The organism is Microbacterium sp. MYb54 (assembly GCF_002979515.1).
Classification (GTDB): Bacteria; Actinomycetota; Actinomycetes; order Actinomycetales; family Microbacteriaceae; genus Microbacterium.
On the sequence record NZ_PCPA01000013.1, the window covers coordinates 50,084 to 67,453 of the forward strand.

At 68.6% G+C, this 17,370-nt stretch carries 18 protein-coding genes; 6 read left to right on the forward strand and 12 right to left on the reverse strand.

The genetic code is table 11. The features are described 5' to 3' along the window. Positions 1–8: 8 nt before the first annotated feature. Positions 9–491: a hypothetical protein gene (locus CQ040_RS14270; RefSeq protein ID WP_105527428.1), complete on the reverse strand. Its 483-nt coding sequence runs from the start codon at positions 489–491 to the stop codon at positions 9–11. A gap of 69 nt (positions 492–560) precedes the next feature. Beyond that, positions 561–1,718 (reverse strand): epoxide hydrolase family protein, encoded by a 1,158-nt coding sequence (locus CQ040_RS14275; RefSeq protein ID WP_105527427.1) that lies wholly within the window; start codon positions 1,716–1,718, stop codon positions 561–563. Positions 1,719–1,786: 68 nt separating this feature from the next. On the opposite strand from CQ040_RS14275, the gene CQ040_RS14280 reads away from it, so the two are divergent. Further along, on the forward strand, positions 1,787–2,746 hold the full coding sequence (locus tag CQ040_RS14280; protein ID WP_105527426.1) for a YafY family protein: 960 nt from the start codon (positions 1,787–1,789) through the stop codon (positions 2,744–2,746). A gap of 50 nt (positions 2,747–2,796) precedes the next feature. On the opposite strand, the gene CQ040_RS14285 is transcribed toward CQ040_RS14280, so the two are convergent. Continuing rightward, positions 2,797–4,182, reverse strand: a complete 1,386-nt coding sequence (locus CQ040_RS14285) for a glycine--tRNA ligase (protein WP_105527469.1) — start codon at positions 4,180–4,182, stop codon at positions 2,797–2,799. 114 nt (positions 4,183–4,296) lie between these two features. Between CQ040_RS14285 and CQ040_RS14290 the strand changes: the two genes are divergently transcribed. After that, positions 4,297–5,766 (forward strand): peptide MFS transporter, encoded by a 1,470-nt coding sequence (locus tag CQ040_RS14290; RefSeq protein WP_105527425.1) that lies wholly within the window; start codon positions 4,297–4,299, stop codon positions 5,764–5,766. Positions 5,767–5,798: 32 nt separating this feature from the next. On the opposite strand, the gene CQ040_RS14295 is transcribed toward CQ040_RS14290, so the two are convergent. Beyond that, positions 5,799–6,488 (reverse strand): GNAT family N-acetyltransferase, encoded by a 690-nt coding sequence (locus CQ040_RS14295; protein ID WP_105527424.1) that lies wholly within the window; start codon positions 6,486–6,488, stop codon positions 5,799–5,801. 50 nt (positions 6,489–6,538) lie between these two features. Continuing rightward, a complete protein-coding gene (locus CQ040_RS14300) occupies positions 6,539–7,159 on the reverse strand; it encodes a hypothetical protein (protein WP_105527423.1) in 621 nt (206 codons plus the stop codon). A gap of 78 nt (positions 7,160–7,237) precedes the next feature. Here CQ040_RS14300 and CQ040_RS14305 point away from each other — a divergent pair, with 78 nt between their 5' ends. Beyond that, positions 7,238–8,677 carry an MFS transporter gene (locus CQ040_RS14305; RefSeq protein ID WP_105527422.1) on the forward strand — a complete coding sequence of 480 codons (1,440 nt, stop codon included), beginning with the start codon at positions 7,238–7,240 and terminating at the stop codon, positions 8,675–8,677. Between the two features lie 20 nt (positions 8,678–8,697). Here the strand turns inward: CQ040_RS14305 and CQ040_RS14310 are convergent, their stop codons facing one another. Together CQ040_RS14310 and CQ040_RS14315 are read right to left on the reverse strand one after the other, a co-directional pair. Beyond that, positions 8,698–9,105: a hypothetical protein gene (locus CQ040_RS14310; protein WP_105527421.1), complete on the reverse strand. Its 408-nt coding sequence runs from the start codon at positions 9,103–9,105 to the stop codon at positions 8,698–8,700. Positions 9,106–9,122: 17 nt separating this feature from the next. Then, positions 9,123–10,067 (reverse strand): zinc-binding alcohol dehydrogenase family protein, encoded by a 945-nt coding sequence (locus CQ040_RS14315; protein ID WP_105527420.1) that lies wholly within the window; start codon positions 10,065–10,067, stop codon positions 9,123–9,125. A gap of 72 nt (positions 10,068–10,139) precedes the next feature. On the opposite strand from CQ040_RS14315, the gene CQ040_RS14320 reads away from it, so the two are divergent. Then, complete coding sequence (locus tag CQ040_RS14320) at positions 10,140–10,559, forward strand: MarR family winged helix-turn-helix transcriptional regulator (protein WP_105527419.1); 420 nt, start codon at positions 10,140–10,142, stop codon at positions 10,557–10,559. A gap of 45 nt (positions 10,560–10,604) precedes the next feature. Here the strand turns inward: CQ040_RS14320 and CQ040_RS14325 are convergent, their stop codons facing one another. From CQ040_RS14325 to CQ040_RS14340, 4 genes are all read right to left on the reverse strand, one after another. Further along, on the reverse strand, positions 10,605–11,570 hold the full coding sequence (locus CQ040_RS14325) for a serine hydrolase (RefSeq protein WP_105527418.1): 966 nt from the start codon (positions 11,568–11,570) through the stop codon (positions 10,605–10,607). Positions 11,571–11,680: 110 nt separating this feature from the next. Beyond that, positions 11,681–13,645, reverse strand: coding sequence for a M13 family metallopeptidase (locus CQ040_RS14330; protein ID WP_105527417.1), 1,965 nt, complete (start codon positions 13,643–13,645; stop codon positions 11,681–11,683). A 46-nt stretch (positions 13,646–13,691) separates the two neighbouring features. Next, positions 13,692–14,864, reverse strand: a complete 1,173-nt coding sequence (locus CQ040_RS14335) for a sensor histidine kinase KdpD (RefSeq protein ID WP_181156940.1) — start codon at positions 14,862–14,864, stop codon at positions 13,692–13,694. Further along, a complete protein-coding gene (locus CQ040_RS14340; protein ID WP_105527415.1) occupies positions 14,861–15,559 on the reverse strand; it encodes a response regulator transcription factor in 699 nt (232 codons plus the stop codon). Before CQ040_RS14340 ends, CQ040_RS14335 begins: the two co-directional genes overlap by 4 nt. Positions 15,560–15,726: 167 nt before the next feature. Between CQ040_RS14340 and CQ040_RS14345 the strand changes: the two genes are divergently transcribed. Together CQ040_RS14345 and CQ040_RS14350 are read left to right on the forward strand one after the other, a co-directional pair. Then, positions 15,727–16,173: a DM13 domain-containing protein gene (locus CQ040_RS14345; protein WP_105527414.1), complete on the forward strand. Its 447-nt coding sequence runs from the start codon at positions 15,727–15,729 to the stop codon at positions 16,171–16,173. Continuing rightward, complete coding sequence (locus tag CQ040_RS14350; RefSeq protein WP_105527413.1) at positions 16,170–16,673, forward strand: DoxX family membrane protein; 504 nt, start codon at positions 16,170–16,172, stop codon at positions 16,671–16,673. Before CQ040_RS14345 ends, CQ040_RS14350 begins: the two co-directional genes overlap by 4 nt. 53 nt (positions 16,674–16,726) lie before the next feature. On the opposite strand, the gene CQ040_RS14355 is transcribed toward CQ040_RS14350, so the two are convergent. Further along, positions 16,727–17,296 carry a DUF1992 domain-containing protein gene (locus tag CQ040_RS14355; protein ID WP_105527412.1) on the reverse strand — a complete coding sequence of 190 codons (570 nt, stop codon included), beginning with the start codon at positions 17,294–17,296 and terminating at the stop codon, positions 16,727–16,729. Positions 17,297–17,370 lie beyond the last annotated feature (74 nt).

Below are 17,370 nucleotides of genomic sequence, written 5' to 3' on the forward strand. Positions count from 1 at the left end.
GCAACCGCTCAGCGCAGGACTTCGACGAGCGCGACCCACGACACGACCACGGCCGAGACGATCGCGAGCAGACCGCCCGCCGCTGCGAGGTACAGTCCGGCCGGATGCCCGATCCACACCAGCACGCCCGCGGCGAGGTAGGCGATGATCGGCAGGAAGCCGACCAGGTACTTGAGCGCACGGGCACGATCCTCGGGGCTCGGGTCGGTCGCGATGAGGCGCGTCGCGTGCACCTGGAACACCGCGGCCAGCAGTGTCGCGATGACGGCCACCGCGCCGAACCACGGGCCGTCGATATCGGGGACCAGCCCCAGTGCCGACACCGCGAGCGCCAGGAGCAGGGCGGCGATCCCGGCGAGGAGCCGCGCGGTCAGGGTGCGCGACTTGACGATCTCGGCGATGTTCACGCTCGCCGCGACGATCACGAGGCCCGCGAGCGCGGCCGTCGCCCCCGCCATCGCGACGTTGAACTCGCTCCACGGCTCGAACATGCCGACATGCTAGACCCACCCGCGCGGCGAGCGCACGGGTGGGCCGGGACAACGGGACGGGCTCGAGGCTCAGCGGACGTCGGCGAAGAATGCCCGGATGTCGCCGGCGAGCAGGTCGGGGCGCTCCAGAGCGGCGAAGTGCCCGCCCTCGTCGAAGCGGCTCCAGTGCACGATGTTCGAGTTGTCGCGCTCGGCGAACACCCGGATCGTCTGGAAGTCGTCGGCGAACACGGCGACCCCGGTGCGTGCGGCGTTGATCCGCGGCTCGGCATCTTCGGCGCCTTCGGCCGCGGCGTCGGCCCTGGCGTTCTCGAGGTAGCTGCGGCTCATGCCCGATGCCGCGTTCGCGAACCAGTTGACACTGACCTCGAGCAGGATCTTCTCCAGCGGCACCAGCGACGTGCCGTTGCCGAATGAGTTGAACAGCTCGCTGTAGGCGAGCAGGCCGACCGGGGAGTCGCTGATCCCCACCGACACGGTCTGCGGGCGCGAGGAGTTCATCGTGTTGTACCCGCCGACCGACTGGAACCACTGCATGTGCTCCAGGCCGGCGTAGTCCGCGGGCTCGAGCTTCTCGAACTCCGCCGGGTCGCCCGAAGGGAACGAGAACAGCTGCAGCACGTGCAGTCCGAGGAAGCCCTCCGGGTTCAGCAGTCCCAGCTCGCGGGCCACCATGGCGCCGTTGTCCGAGCCGTGGATGCCGTAGCTGTCGTAGCCGAGCCCGCGCATGAGACGGTCGTAGGCCTCGGCGACCTTCCCGACCGTCCAGCCCGGTGAGGCGAGCGGCTGCGAGAAGCCGTACCCCGGAGCATCCGGGATCACGACATCGAAGGCGTCTTCGGCACGGCCGCCGTGGGCCACCGGGTCGACGAGACGATCGATCAGGTCGAGGTAGTCGACCGAGGAACCGGGATAGGTGTGGGCGAGCAGCAGGGGCGTCGCGCCCTCGTGGGCCGAGCGCACGTGGAGGAAGTGAATCGTCTGGCCGTCGATCTCGGTGGTGAACTGCGGGACGGCATTGATCCGGTCCTGGGCGGCGGCCCAGTCGAACTCGCGCCAGGCGGCGATGGCCTCCCGGAGGTAGGAGTTGGGGGTGCCGGCATCCCAGTCGTCCGTCGGCGACGGCTGCGGAAGGCGGGTGCGGGCGAGGCGATCCTGGAGATCGGCGACCTCGGCGGCGGAGACCGAGACGGTGAAGGGGCGGAAGGTGAGCGTCGTGTTTTCCATATCTCGAAGGTAAGAGGGCATTAGGTTGGATTCGTTCCTAATGGATGAAGAACTTTCGAGGAGCTCTCATGGCCGATCCGACCGCACGACTGCTCGCGCTGCTGGCCCTACTGCAGACCGGCCCCGAGCGCTCCGGAACCGAGCTCTCCGCCCGGCTCGGCGTCTCCTCGCGCACCGTGCGGCACGACATCGAGCGCCTGCGCGACCTCGGCTACCCCGTCGACGCCACGCGAGGGTCCGTCGGCGGATACCGTCTCGGGGCGGGCGGCACCCTTCCTCCGCTGCTCCTCGACGACGAGGAGGCCGTGGCGGTCACGGTCGGGCTCCGCGCCGCAGCAGGCATCGCGGGGGTCGCCGAATCCGGGGCTCGGGCGCTCGCCAAGCTCGAACAGGTGCTGCCGTCGCACCTGCGCCCCACGGTCGACGCACTCCGGTCGAGCGTCGACCGCGCTCCGGAGAACAACGACACCGATGCTCCCGACCCCGAGGTCGACGCCGCGTCGCTGCAGGCCATCGCACGCGCGATCCGCGACGAGGAGTGGCTGCGCTTCGACTACGAGGGCGCACCCGTGCTGGTCGAGCCGTACCGACTGCTCACCTGGGTGCGGCGCTGGTACCTGGTCGCACGCGATCCGCAGACCGCGGAGTGGGGCACGTACCGGGTCGACTGGATGCAACTGCGGATGCCGACGCATCGGCGCTTCGATCCACAACCGCTGCCCGGCGGCGACTACACGGCCTTCGCGATGCGCACCATCGCGGTGAGCGGGTGGATCGTGCACGCCCGGCTGCGCATCGACGCCCCCGCAGAAGCCGTGCTCGACCGGATCCATGCCGCGGTCGGGGTGGTCGAACCGGTCGACGACGAGCACTGCATCCTCGTCACCGGCGCCGACAGTCTCGACACCGTCGCCGCCTACATCGGGATGCTCATGATGGACTTCACGGTCGAGAGCCCACCCGAGCTGATCCCCCGCCTGCAGCTGCTCTCCGAGCGGTACGCACGCGCCGTGGCCGGGAGCTCATGAAAGAACCCCGTCGGCCCGCATGAGGCCGACGGGGTCCGGATGATGCGTGCTCAGGCGCCGCGCAGGCGCTCGGCCAGGTACGCGTGCAGCTCGTCGATCGAGACGCGCTCCTGCGCCATCGTGTCGCGGTCGCGCACGGTGACGGCACGGTCGTCGAGCGAGTCGAAGTCGACCGTGACGCAGAACGGGGTGCCGATCTCGTCCTGGCGGCGGTAGCGGCGGCCGATCGCACCCGCGTCGTCGAAGTCGACGGCCCAGGAGCTGCGGAGCGTGTCGGCGACCTCGCGAGCGAGCGGCGACAGGTTCTCATTGCGCGACAGCGGCAGCACGGCGGCCTTGACCGGAGCCAGGCGCGGGTCGAGCTTGAGCACGGTGCGCACGTCGGTGCCGCCCTTGGCGTTGGGCACCTGCTCCTCGACGTACGCGTCGACGAGGAACGCCATCATGGCGCGCGTGAGGCCGAACGACGGCTCGATCACGTACGGGGTGTAGCGCTCGCCCGTGGCCTGGTCGAAGTACGTCAGGCTCTGGCCGGATGCCTCGCTGTGGCTGGAGAGGTCGTAGTCGGTGCGGTTGGCGACGCCCATGAGCTCGCCCCACTCCTTGCCGACGAAGCCGAATCGGTACTCGACGTCGATCGTGCCGGCCGAGTAGTGCGCGCGGTCGTCTTCCGGCACGTCGAACTGACGCATGTTCTCCGGGTCGATGCCGAGATCGATGAACCAGTTCCAGCAAGCCTTGACCCAGTGGTCGAACCACTCCTGCGCCTCTGCGGGCGGGGTGAAGAACTCGATCTCCATCTGCTCGAACTCGCGCGTGCGGAAGATGAAGTTGCCGGGGGTGATCTCGTTGCGGAACGCCTTGCCGACCTGGCCGATACCGAACGGCGGCTTCTTGCGGCTCGCGGTGAGCACGTTCGAGAAGTTCACGAAGATTCCCTGCGCGGTCTCGGGGCGCAGGAAGTACAGGGCCGACTCGTTGTCGACGACACCGAGGTAGGTCTTCACTAGACCGGAGAAGGCCTTGGGCTCGGTGTACTGGCCCTTGGTGCCGCAGTTCGGGCACGGGATGTCGGCGAGGCCGTTCTCGGCCTTGCGTCCCTTGCGCGCCTCGAAGTCCTCGATGAGGTTGTCGGCGCGGAAGCGCCGGTGACACTGCAGGCATTCGACGAGCGGGTCGGTGAACGTCTCGACGTGTCCAGAGGCCTCCCACACACGCTTGGGCAGGATGATGCTGGAGTCCAGGCCCACCATGTCTCCACGGCCGCGCACGAACGTCTGCCACCACTGGCGGCGGATGTTCTCCTTGAGCTCCGTGCCGAGGGGACCGTAGTCCCACGCCGACCGAGAGCCGCCGTAGATCTCACCCGATTGGAACACGAACCCGCGGTGGCGGGCGAGGGCGATGACCTTGGCGAGGCGGGACTGTTCGGCCATGGTGGCTCCAATGGTCGGATGCGTGGTGACACCCGTGATCACGGGCATGCCATTCTATCCGGGGTTCCCGCGCGGTCCCTGGCCCCAGCGGCTGCGCCGGAGTACCGTCCTGGCATGAGCACTGCAGCGCGAACACCGCGGACCCGCGACGACGACACCCGCTTCTTCGGTCAGCCGTGGGCCCTGGTGCACATCTTCGGCGTGGAGATGTGGGAGCGCTTCAGCTTCTACGGCATGCAGGGCATCCTGCTCATCTACCTGTACTACTCGGTCTCGCAGGGTGGCCTCGGCATCCCGGAGGCGGTCGCGGGCGGCATCGTGGGGGCGTACGGCGGCTCGGTCTACCTGTCGACGATCCTCGGCGCGTGGCTCGCGGACCGGCTGTTCGGCTCCGAGCGGGTGCTCTTCGTCAGCGCGATGGTGATCGTGGCGGGCCACCTGGCGCTCGCGTTCCTGCCCGGCGCGGTCGGGGTGGGAGTCGGCCTGGTGCTCGTGGCCCTGGGCTCCGGCGGGCTCAAGGCGAATGCGACCTCGGTCGTCGGCAGCCTGTACAGCGCTGACGACCCGCGAAGGGATGCCGGCTTCTCGCTGTTCTACCTCGGGATCAACCTCGGCGCGTTCATGGGGCCGATCCTCACCGGCATCCTGCAGTCCTCGCTCGGCTTCCACTACGGCTTCGGACTCGCCGCCATCGGCATGACTCTCGGACTCGTGCAGTACTCGTTCGGCCGCCGCTCACTGCCCGCCTCGGTACGCGAGGTGCCGAATCCGCTCCCCCGCTCGCGCTACCCGCTGGTCGGGATCATCGCTGCGGCCGCGATCGTGCTGATCGCCGTGCTGGTGCTCACGGGAGTGATCAAGGCCGACAACCTCGCGACCCTGGTCATCTACGGCACGATCATCGCGGCGGTCGCCTACTTCGCGGTGATCCTCTCGAGCCGGCGCATCGACGCCACCGAGCGCTCCCGCGTGTGGGGCTTCCTGCCGCTGTTCGTCACCAGTGTCGCCTTCTGGTCGCTGTACCAGCAGCAGTTCACGGTGCTCACCGTCTACTCCGACAAGCGTCTGGACCGGAACCTGTTCGGCTGGGAGATGCCGGTGTCGTGGGTGCAGTCGATCAACCCGGTGTTCATCATCATCCTGTCCGGCGTCTTCGCCGCGATCTGGACCCGACTGGGAAAGCGTCAGCCCTCGACGCCGACGAAGTTCGCCCTCGGCGCGATCATCATGGGAGCCGCATTCCTGCTCTTCCTCCCGTTCGCCGGCGGAGGGGAGAACTCCACGCCGCTGCTCGCGATCGTCGGCATCCTGTTCGTGTTCACCGTCGCGGAACTTCTCATCTCCCCCGTCGGCCTCTCGGTGGCGACGAAGCTCGCCCCGGCCGCGTTCCACACGCAGATGGTCGCGCTGTTCTTCTTGTCGATCGCGCTCGGGACGGCGATCTCGGGCTGGCTCGTGCAGTTATACAACCCCGACGACGAGGTGCCGTACTTCTCGATCCTCGGCGGCATCGCCATCGTGGTCGGCCTCGGACTGCTGCTGAGCGTGAAGCCCGTGCTGAAGCTCATGCGCGGGGTGCGCTGAGCGCGCCCCGCCGGCAGATCATGCGGTGAGGATCAGGCCGTGAAGAGGTAGCCGCGCGCGTTGTCGTAGCCGGCGATCTTCAGGCCGCTGCCGAGCAGGCCTTCCATCTGCGCGCGCAGACGGGTGCGCCACCCGTGGGCCGCTGCCGGGTCGGAGACGCGCAGCGTCTCGATGTCTGCCGGGATCTCCAGCGTCTCGACGACCGCGTCGTCGGCCGGAGGCTTCGCGATGTCGGCGAGGGCCCATTCGACATCGAGCCGATCGCTCTCATCACCCGCGTCACCGCCGCCGAAGATGCCGTACCGGTTGATCGAATAGCCGGTCGCTCGCGCGCCCAGCACGGTGAAGAAGAAGTGCGCGTTGCGCGCGACGAGCGGATCGAACGTCCAGGTGATTCGACCGACATCGCGGGAGAACGCCCACTGACGCTGGTGCTCCTTGAGCTCGCGCCCCCAGCCACGCCCGCGGTACTCGGGCAGCAGCGCCGTGATGTGCGAGTGCATCGCACGCCGGGCGGGCTCGCCGAAGAAGGCGATGGATGCACCGACCATGCGCTCCTCGTCGCCCTCGCCGTCGAAGAAGCCGACGACGTAGTTGCCCGACTGCTGCAGGGCGCGCAGGGTTCCGGCATCCACCACGCGCTGCGGACCCCTGATGGAGTCGAGCAGGCCCTGCGCGTCGAGGATGAGTTCAACGGTGTCGAGATCACGGATGGTTCGCACGCACCCAGTCTGCCCCTCCTCGGCCGGTTCAGGGAATCGGAACCGCCCGATCACCGTGTCGGGAACGCCTCACCACCGCCGGCGGCGAGCGCCTCGGCCACGATACGAATGTGCTCCTCGGCCATCTCCTGCGGGATCGGCGGCAGGATCCCGTCCCAGAACGACAGCACCGCACCTCGCCCTTGCATCATGCCGGCGGGGCGTCCCATCGCCCACAGGTGCAGGTGCGCCGAGCCGTCGTTCCACCGCCCGAAGTGGCACCGCGCGACGCCGGGCACGCTCTTGACCGCCTGCGAGACCCGCTGCATCAGGGGCCCGAGAGCCGCGAGCACCTCGACCGGCGCGTTCTCGAGCAGCCAATGCTCACGCGGGGCGATCGCGCCGATGAACGGCAGCCCTCCGATCTCCCACCCCGCGCGCACCTGCCAGTGCTCGTCGCGCCAGATCGTGAACTCGCTCGGGGCGCAGGGCCCGCATTCGCCCGGATCCAGCTCGCCGCCACGAGGCTTCTCCGGCACCAGCATCGGCTCGAGCGGTCGCATCGTGACCGTCTCGAATGCCCACGGCAGTCCCTCGGCGACGGCGGAGGCGTCGAGCGCCTCGCCGATCGGGAGCCTGCGATGGAACGCGGAGTCGGCAGGGTGCTGGTCGATCGTGGCGTCGTCGCTCATCTCCCCATGCAATCACGGACCGCATGCTAGTCAGCACCGATCGACCCCACACCTCTCGATGGCCGATAGCCTGAGCCGGTGGGTGCGAGTGATGACAGAGCCAGGAAGCGCCTCTCCCGGACCCCGCCGAAGTGGGCGATCGTCGCGGTTCTCGCCTTCGCCGGCCTGTGCTCGTCGTTCATGTTCACGCTGGTCGTGCCGCTGCAGGCCGAACTGCCGCAGCTGCTGAACGCCTCCCGCGAAGACACCACCTGGGTCGTCACGATCACGCTGCTCGTCGCCGCGGTCGCCACCCCCATCTCGGGCCGCCTCGGCGACATGTACGGCAAGCGCCGCGTCGTGATCGCGCTGCTGGCGATCCTGATCCTCGGCTCCGTGATCGCCGCGGTCTCGGGCTCGATCATCGGCGTGATCATCGGCCGCGCACTGCAGGGCGCCGTCACAGGGGTCGTTCCCCTCGGCATCGCCATTATGCGTGACGTGCTGCCGCCCGAGCGGCTGGGCACAGCGGTCGCCCTCATGAGCGCCACCATGGGCGTCGGCGGGGCGATCGGGATGCCCGTTGCCGCTCTGCTCGCCCAGAACGCCGACTGGCACATGCTCTTCTGGCTCGCCGCCGTGCTCGGCGTGGTCGGCCTCGCCCTCGTGCTGGCTGTGATCCCCGAGGATGTCCTGCGCTCCCCCGGACGGCTCGATGTCCTCGGCGCCATCGGACTCGCGATCGGGCTCACCGGTCTCCTCCTCTTCGTCTCGCGGGGCGCGCAGTGGGGTTGGACCGCGCCGATCACGCTCACCTGCATCATCGGCGGACTCGTTGTGCTGCTGGTGTGGGGCTGGTACCAGCTGCGCACGAAGGATCCGCTGCTCGATCTGCGCGTCGCCGCACGCCCCGCCGTGCTCTTCACGAACATCGCCGCGATCGGCATGGGCTTCGCGCTGTTCGCCTCGAACGTGACGTTCCCGCAGATGCTCGAGGCTCCGTCGATCGGCGGGGGCTTCGGTCTCGACATGGTCGCCGCATCGCTCGTGATCATGCCTGCCGGCCTCGTGATGATGGTGATCTCACCGCTCTCCGGCTGGCTGGAGCGCACCGTGGGTCCGCGCCCACTGTTCACGGTCGGCGCCACCGCGATCGTGCTCGCCTACGTCTTCGTCCTACTGTGGTCGAGCGAGGTGTGGCACGTCCTCGTCGCGAACCTGCTGATCGGCGTGGGCATCGGCTTCACGTTCGCCGCGATGCCGATGATCATCATGCGCTCGGTGCCCGCGAACGAGACCGGCGCGTCGAACGGACTGAACGCGCTGTTCCGCTCGGTCGGCACATCCAGCGCCTCGGCCGTGATGGGCGGCGTCCTCGCCGCGATGAGCATCGACATCGACGGCGTGGCCGTGCCCACCAGGACCGCTTTCGAGGTGTGCTTCTGGCTCGCGATCGCCGCCGGTGTCATCGCGGTGGTGCTGTCGCTGTTCATCCCGAAGCAGCGCTCGACCGAGCAGCATCCGTCACTGCCCGGCTGAACGCGCAGTTCCGCACGGTGTCAGCGGGAGATCGTGCGCGGGTCCGGATCGTCGGCGCGCGGCGCGCGCAGCCGGTCCGGGATCGGCCACTCCACGATGAACTGCGCGGTCGCCGGACGGCTCATGTCGCCGAAGTCGTCGATCTTCACGACGATTCGACCGGGCACGCCTTCCTCGTCCGGCGTCACCTCGAGGATGCGCACCCGCAGCGGCCGGTCATCCTCACTCTGCCCCTCGAGCATCCACGGGTCGGCGAGCCAGGCGATGCCGTGCTCCTCGAGTGCGACCTCGGCGTCGAGCCATTCGGTGGGGGCGGAGGCCGGCCGCCCGAGCACGTCGACGGCGACCCAGTCGTCGCCCGCAGGATGGATCCAGCCGAGCAGCTCACCGTCATCGCGACGGTGTGGGGTCCAGTCAGGTCGTGGCATCCGATGATCCTACTCAGTCAGAACGTGAGCACCAGTCGGCTCCCCCCGGACCCGCCAGCGGCGTTCCACGCTGCCTCGACCTGAGACGCAGGAACGTCCGTCGATGCGCTCACGATCGTCCCCTCCGCGATCACCCTGACGATCTCGGGAAGCTCCGCGACGAAAGCCGAGCGGCCGACCGAGCCTTGGCCGCTGCCGACGATCGTGAGACCGGACGAGCGGAGCGCTGCCGAGGGGATCTGCGCCTCCTGACCCGCAGAGGAGCCGATGGTGATCCAGTCGAGCCTGGAACCCTTCCTCGTCCTGGCTGTCACCACCGCACGCATGGCGTCGACGGCCGGCTCACCCCATACGTAGTCGAGGACGACATCGACGTCGGCGGCGGCACGTCCGATCGCATCGATGTCGCCCAGCGGCACGATCTCGTCGGCGCCGAGGCCCGGCAGCCCTGCAAGCCGAGCAACGTTGCGACCGCTGGCGATGACCTGCGCGGCCCCCAGGTGCCTCGCGACCTGCACGGCCGCCGTTCCCGCCGCACCCGTCGCGCCGAGGATCAGCACGCGAGCGTCACGCGGGAACGAGATGCGATGGCGCAGTGCGACCCACGACGACATGACGGGGTTCGCTGCAGCGGCGATCGCGGCGGGGTCGGCGCCCTCCGGGATGATCACGCTGGCTCGCGGATCGACGGCCACGCGCTCGGCCATCGATCCACGGGTGTCGCTGGCCACTGCGAAGTAGCGCGTGGTGCCGTCGGGGAAACGGCCGACGCCGTCCACTCCCGGGATGAGCGGAAGGGAGCCTTCACTCGTGTAGTGCGAGCCGTCGGCCTGCGATCTGACCCGCGGGTGCACACCCGCGGCGAGAACATCGACGACGACCTCGCCGCTGCGTGGTTCCGGCTCCGGAAACGACTGCCATACGGGTGCGGCGCCGAACGAGTTGACGACAGCTGCGTACATGATGATCTCCTTTGGTTCGTATTACGAATGAATCTAGTTCGTAATACGAACATCGTCAACTATGCTCGGATCATGCTCCGCGACATCTCCGACGACGACGACCTCATAGATGCCCTCGGGCAGACGGCGTTCATGACGATGGGCGCACTCACCGGACTCGCCGCCGACGCCGGCCTGTCGCTGACGCAGCTGCGCGTCCTCGCGATCCTGCGAGATCGACGACTGCGTATGAGTGACCTCGCCGAGTACCTGGGGCTGGAGAAGTCCACGATGACCGGGCTGGTCGCACGAGCCGAGCGCAAAGACCTGCTCGCACGCGTACCGAACGAACAGGATGCGCGCGCTGTCGATGTCGTACTCACCGATCAGGGACGGGGCATCGCCGATGCGCTCAGCGTCGCCCTCCGCGACACGCTGACGCCGCTCACCGAGCAGCTGCCCCCGGGTGATCGCGGCGCTCTGACCGCGCTGCTGCGACGAATGCTCCCCTGAGTCCCGCCGGTCGGCCGATCGGCCGGACACTCGGCCGGCCATTCGTCAGTGCGTGTACTCCATGAGCTCGACGCCGAGCACGCGGAAGGCATCGTGCGCACGCAGACGGTGCGTGATCGAGAGGTCGTCGAAACAGACGATGAGCGAGTAGGCGACACCGGCGCGTGGCCCTGCCAGCACACCGGCCTCGGCACGCACACCGCGGTCGCGACCGGTCTTGTTCACGAAGAGCAGGCCGTGCGCGTCGTGATCGTGGGCGAACGGGTCAAGGCCGGTGGATGCCGCGACCAGGCTCAGGTCCTGATTCAGGCTCAACCACTCCGACACCTGCGCGCTGACGGCGGCATCGACCACCTGCGAGTTCACCAGGGCGGAGAAGAGTCCGGCGAGCTCGCGCGCGGAACCCACGGCGACCTGCGGGGCGTCGTCGGGCCCGCGGCGGTCGCGGAAGCGGTCGAGGAGGGCCGTGCGGCGCAGTCCGAGCGACTCGATGCGCTCACGCACCCGGTCGTGGCCGACCTTCTGCAGCAGGGCGTTCACCGCGATCGGGTCGCCCGCGGTCGCGGCCAGCACGGCGAGGTCTTCCAACGGAAGCGCCGGGGCGTGCAGGTGCCGCCAGAGCCCCGAGGTCTCCACGGCCTCGACGCTCTCGCGCTCGATGATCTCTAACGGATCGAGGGTGCCGTTCTGGAAGCCGGCGGCGACCTCGATCAGCAGCGGCACCACGCCGAGGCCGGCGACCGGCATCGTGACGTGGTCGTCGCCGGCCAGCACATGCACGTGGTTGTCGAGGTCGACGACGTGCACCGAGACCTGCGCACCGGAATCGACCAGAGCCTCCAGCGAACGCAGCGTGGCCGTGAATGAACGGCGCCCTGCGGCAGCACGTCGTGGAAGTCGGCGACTGGTCCGGTTCGAGCGACGACCCGTGTCGGGGGCCTCCTGGGCACCGCTGAGAGACTCGGGGGCCGAGGAGTTACGGAAGCCTTCACCAGGCTCGAGAGCGCCCACGCTGATCCTTAGGGGGGTGGATGTGCGGGATACCGAGGGGAGACGCTCCCCAGCGGCAGGGCTATCGTAACCCCACCGCCGGGGGATGCTTCACAGAGTCAGACGATTGGTCACCAGATGGTCACTCGCGACGCCGCAGGCAGCCAGAGCGCGTCGGTCTCGCTCACACCGAACGCCTCGTAGAAGGCGTCGATGTTGCGCACGATCTGGTTGCAGCGGAACTCGTTCGGCGAGTGCGGGTCGATCGTCAGCAGACGCAGCGTCTCGGCGTCGCGGCTCTTCTGCTGCCACACCTGCGCCCACGACAGCAGCAGCCGCTGCACACCCGTGTATCCGTCGATGACCGGCGCCTCGGCACCGTCGAGCGAGAGCTCATAGGCCTTCAGCGCGATGCCGAGACCGCCGAGGTCTCCGATGTTCTCACCGATCGTGAGGGCGCCGTTGACGTGATGCTCGGCGTCGAGCCCCTCCGGGACCAGCGCGTCGTACTGCGCGATGAGCGCCTTAGTGCGCTCCTCGAACGCCGAACGGTCGGCATCGGTCCACCAGTCCTGCAGCCGACCGTCGCCGTCGTAGCGGCTGCCCTGGTCGTCGAAGCCGTGGCCGATCTCGTGACCGATGACCGCGCCGATGCCGCCGTAGTTCGCGGCTGCATCGCGTGCGGCATCGAAGAACGGGTACTGCAGGATCGCTGCGGGGAACACGATCTCGTTCATCGACGGGTTGTAATAGGCGTTGACCATCTGCGGGGGCATGTGCCACTCGGTGCGGTCGATGGGCTTGCCGACCTTGTCGACGTTGCGGTCGTGCTCGAAGATCGACGCGCGACGTACGTTGCCGAACAGATCGGCCCGATCGATCTCGAGGCTCGAGTAGTCGCGCCACACCTCGGGGTGCCCGATCTTCGGCGTGAAGGAGTCGAGCTTCGCGAGAGCGCGCTCGCGGGTCTCGGCGGTCATCCACTCGAGTTCGGTGATGCTCTGCCGGTACGCCTCGATGAGGTTTGCGACCAGCTCGTCCATCGCGGCCTTCGCCGTCGGCGGGTAGTGCCGCTCGACGTAGACCTTGCCGATCGCCTCGCCCAGCGCGCCCTCGGTGAGCGAGACGCCGCGCTTCCAGCGCTCACGCATCGTGGGGACGCCGGTGAGCTCTGTGCCGTAGAACGAGAAGTTCTCCTGCACGAGGTCGTCGGTCAGGTACGGTGCCGCGGCATGCACGACCTTGGCCCGCAGCCACGCCTTCCAGTCGTCCAGACGCTCGGGAGTCAGCAGCGATCCGAGCCCCTCGAAGAAGCTGGGCTGCGAGACGACGACCTCGTCGAAGGCCGCGGGGTTCGACGGTGAGACGGCTTCGCGCCAGGGAGCCAGGTCGACGCCGGTGAGAGCCTGCAGCTCGTCCCAGGTCTTGAGGTTGTAGGTGGTGACGGCGTCGCGGCTGCGCACGTTGTCCCAGTGGTGGCCCGCGAGATCGGTCTCGAGCGCGATCGCACGGTCGGCCTCCGCCGCAGCATCCGCGACGCCGGCGAGGCCCAGCAGCCGCTCGAGGTGTGCGCGGTACGCAGCCCGGGTCTCGGCGAACGTGTCGAGGCGGAAGTAGCTCTCGTCCGGCAGCGACAGACCGGCCTGCACGAGCACCGGAACGTAGCGCTCCGGGTCGCCGGGATCTCCGTCGACGTAGAGGCCGATCACGGATGCGCGACCGTCGCGGTCGTAGGTGCCCACGGTGCGCAGGAACGCCGGTACGCCGTCGATCGCGTCGATCTCGGCAAGGGTGTCGGCCAGCGGGGCCACACCGGCGGCGTCGATGCGCTCGGTGTCCATGAAACTCGCGAACAGGTCGCCGATCTTGCCGGCGAGCGTGCCCTCTGCGGCATCCTGCGACTCTTCGATGATCGCGCGGACGTCTTTCTCGGCCTGCTCGGCGAGCAGGTGGAACGAGCCCCACCGCGCCTTGTCGCCCGGGATCTCGGTGCGGGCGAGCCAGGCGCCGTTCACGTGGCGATACAGGTCGTCCTGGGGGCGGATGTCGGAGCTGAACTCGTCAAGGGCGAGGCCAACGGGAAGAACGTCAGTCATGCGCCCAGCCTATGACCCGCCTCCCCCATCGTGTCCACAACCGCCGTCACACCGGGGCGGGAACCGGGGCGGGAACCACTCCGAACGGGAGCATCACATTCATGCGGAAACCCTCGTCCGTGCGCTCGGCGAACACCTCGCCACCATGGGCGCGCGCGAGACCGCGGGCGATGGACAGACCGAGACCTGCCCCTGATGCCACAGTGTCCCGCTCGACGGTCGCCGTGCGGGCGGTGTCCTCGCGCCAACCGACGTCGAACATGCGGTCGAGATCTTCCACGGCGACACCGGCGCCGTGATCGAGGATGCCCAGCACGAGCCGGTGCCGGTCGAGCTCCGTGGCCGAGACGACGATCTCGGTGCCGCGCGGGGCGTGCCTGATCGCGTTGGTCAGCAGATTCACGATGATCCGTCCGAGGTGGTGCGGGTCCGCCCAGAGGACATGTCCGGCGACCCCCCGCTCGACGATGCGCACCTCATGGCTCGCCGCCGCGGCCGCGACGTCGGCGACGGCGTCCGACACCACATCGAGCAGCTCCACCTGCTGCGTCCGCAGCTGGACGGCCCCCGAGGTCAGCTTGGACAGCTCGAACAGGTCGTCGACCATGCGACTCATCGTCTCGACCTGCACTCGCACCTGGCCGGCGAAGCGCTCCGGAGCATCGGCCGCCCCCTCCTCGATCGACTCGGCGAGCGCACGCACCGCGGTGAGCGGAGTCCGCAGATCATGCGAGATCCAGGCGAAGAACCGTCGTCGCGCCGAGTCGAGGCGCTCCAGCTCAGCGTTCGCGGCATCCACCTTCGCCGATACATCGGCCAGCTGCACCGAGAGGTCGTTCAGCTCGCGGGAGCCGACGTGCTCTGCGACGATCACGTCGCCGCGTCCGACCTGCCCGAGCGAGGCGGAGAAGCGCTCGAACGACGACCGCATGGCCCTGGCCACGGCCCAGGCCGTCGCCAGACCGAGGACGAGCGATACCCCGATCACGACGAGGAGTACGGTCAGGTCGTGCGTGGAGATGTACATCTCGACCGCGATCGCGACGACCGAGGCCGCCATCGTGATGATCCCCGCACTGGCGACGAGCATCAACTGCACCCGGATCGAGCGTCGTCGGAGCACGCGCAGCAGACCGAGCACGAGCGCGGCCACGCAGACGGCGGCGACCAGACAGGTCAGCACGATCAGCAGGATGTCGCCACCGCCGAGCATGATCATGAGCGGTCCCCCTCTGTGGAGAAGCGGTACCCGACACCCCACTCGGTGCGCAGGTGGATCGGATCGCGCGGGTCTTCCTCGATCTTCTCCCGCAGCCGTCGCACATGGACCGTGACCGTCGATGCCTCACCGAAGCTCCATCCCCAGGCTTCGCGGAGGATCTCCTCGCGCCCGAGCGGGCGCCCCTCGTTGCGCACGAGGAAGAAGAGCAGGTCGTACTCGCGACCGGTGAGGACGATCTCGTCGCCACGGACCCACACTCGACGGCGGAGCGGATCGATCGTGAAGACCCCCGCCCGAACCTCGCCCACCGCGGCCTGGACGACCTGCGAGCGGCGTACCAGTGCCCCCACACGCATCAGCAGCTCACGCAGTGAGAAGGGCTTCGCGAGGTAGTCGTCGACGCCGAACTCGAAGCCGTCGATGCGGTCCTCCACCTGGCCGAGGGCGGTGAGCATCATGATCGGAACGTCGGAATACGAGCGCAGGTCACGGCACAGCTCGTCGCCGCTGATGCCAGGCAGCATCCGGTCGACGATCACCACATCGGGGATGCTGTCCCGCAGCGCCGTCCGCGCCGACACCCCGTCGCCGAAGCTCGACACCGCGTACCCGTTGGCCCGAAGATAGGCCCCCACTGCTTCCCTGACGGTGGGGTCGTCTTCGACCACGACGACTTCGGTTGCCTCCTGCATGGGGTCGACACTAGTCGCGCGATCCGCGCCACGGCCGGGTTCCTTACGTTCCTGAAAGGTCTTCCCCACCGCCGCCCGTGTCTTCGTAGCGTTCTTCGAAGTGCGATCCGCCGCGGCATACGTCGCTCCGGGAAAACGGACGCACACACAGTGAACAGGAGAACCTCATGCGCAAGATCGCTCTCGCCGCCACCGCGGCCCTCACCCTCGCCCTCGCCCTGTCGGCGTGCAGCTCGCCCGCCGCGACCGAGGACACCAAGCCCTCCTCGTCGGCGTCGCAGAGCGCTGACGACAGCGCCACGACGACCATGACCGAGAAGACCGGTGAGTTCACGGGCCTGAACGAGAAGAAGGTCTCCGGCACCGTCACCGTGACCGACGACGAGATCGCCCTGTCCGAGTTCTCCTCCGACGAGGGCCCCGACCTGCACGTCTACCTCACGAACGGCACGGATGAGGCAGCGGTGACGGCGGGCATGCTCGTCGACGCCGTCTCATTCGACACCGCAACCCAGACCTTCACCCTCGACGGCGTCGACACGTCGAAGTACACCCACGTCGTGATCCACTGCGACAAGGCGAAGGCCGTGTTCGGAGCAGCAGAACTCTCATGACCGGATCGCGACCCGCAGGCACCCTGGCCCTCTCGCTGCTCGGCGGCGGGGCCAGGGTGGCGGTCGGAGTGCTCTGGCTGATCGAGGGCATTCTGAAGTACCGGGCCGGATTCGGGGCGGCCGACATCGAGCTGGTGGCGCAGAGCACGGAGGGGAACCCTCGGGTGCCGTGGTTCTTCGAGCCGCTCGGGTCGTTCATGGGGATGGCACCAGAGCTGTTCGGTGTGGTGATGCCCGCTCTCGAGGTCGCTCTCGGGCTGCTGCTGGTCGCGGGACTCCTGACCAGGATCACCGCCTTCCTGTCGATCGGGACGCTGATGCTCTATTGGAGCGCGGATCAGCTGATCTCCCAGTACCCGGCGATGGTCGTGCTCTCAGCCGTCGTACTCCTCCTCCCCGCCTCCGGGCGGTTCGGGGTGGATGGATGGCTGCGCGCGCGCCGGGCGCGGAAGACAGACGACTTCGGGCCTGTGGGAGGCCTGAAGCGGCCGACGGGCTGAGCCCGTCGGAGGGGACACGGTTTCCGTCGGGTGGGGGCCCGGCTGGAACCGCGTCAGCCGCGGCGTCGTGCGCGCAAGCGCCGGCGTCGCGGCTGTTCGACTGGGGTGGGCTGGGGCCGCGCGGCTCGACGCTCGGCCCAGGCAGCCACCTCGTCGTCGACGTCACGGGGAGACGTGACGACGGGTGGGCCGCCCTGAAGCTGGCGCCGCGCCTCGCGCACCCGCTTGTTGAAGTCTTCGAGGACATCGCGCACATCGGACTCGCGGCCGAGCAGGTCGAGCTGATCGTTCAGCTCACGGTCCTCGGTGCGCAGCAGGATGGCAGGCGGTCCGAGACCGGTCAGGTTCTCGGTCTCGATCTTGCGGCGGATCCACCAGTCCGGATCGTGATGGGTGCCGAGTCCCTCGATGGGCTTGCCGGCACCTGGCAGGTCGTCGAAATCGCCCCGGCGGATCGCCACCTGGATGGCGGTCTCGATGAAGGCGGCACGATCGACAGCAGCGGCGATCCCTGGCGGCGTACCCGACTCCTCACCGCCGTCGGTGTTCTCGCCGCTCTCGCCGCTCTCGCTGTTCTGCTTGCTCGCGAGATACCGCGCAGCCGCTTCGCGGGGATCCGTCATGATGCACCTCCTTGGCATCCGAGTTCCCCTCCACCCTACGACGGCGTCGAGACGGGCCGGCGAGGTCGGCGCCA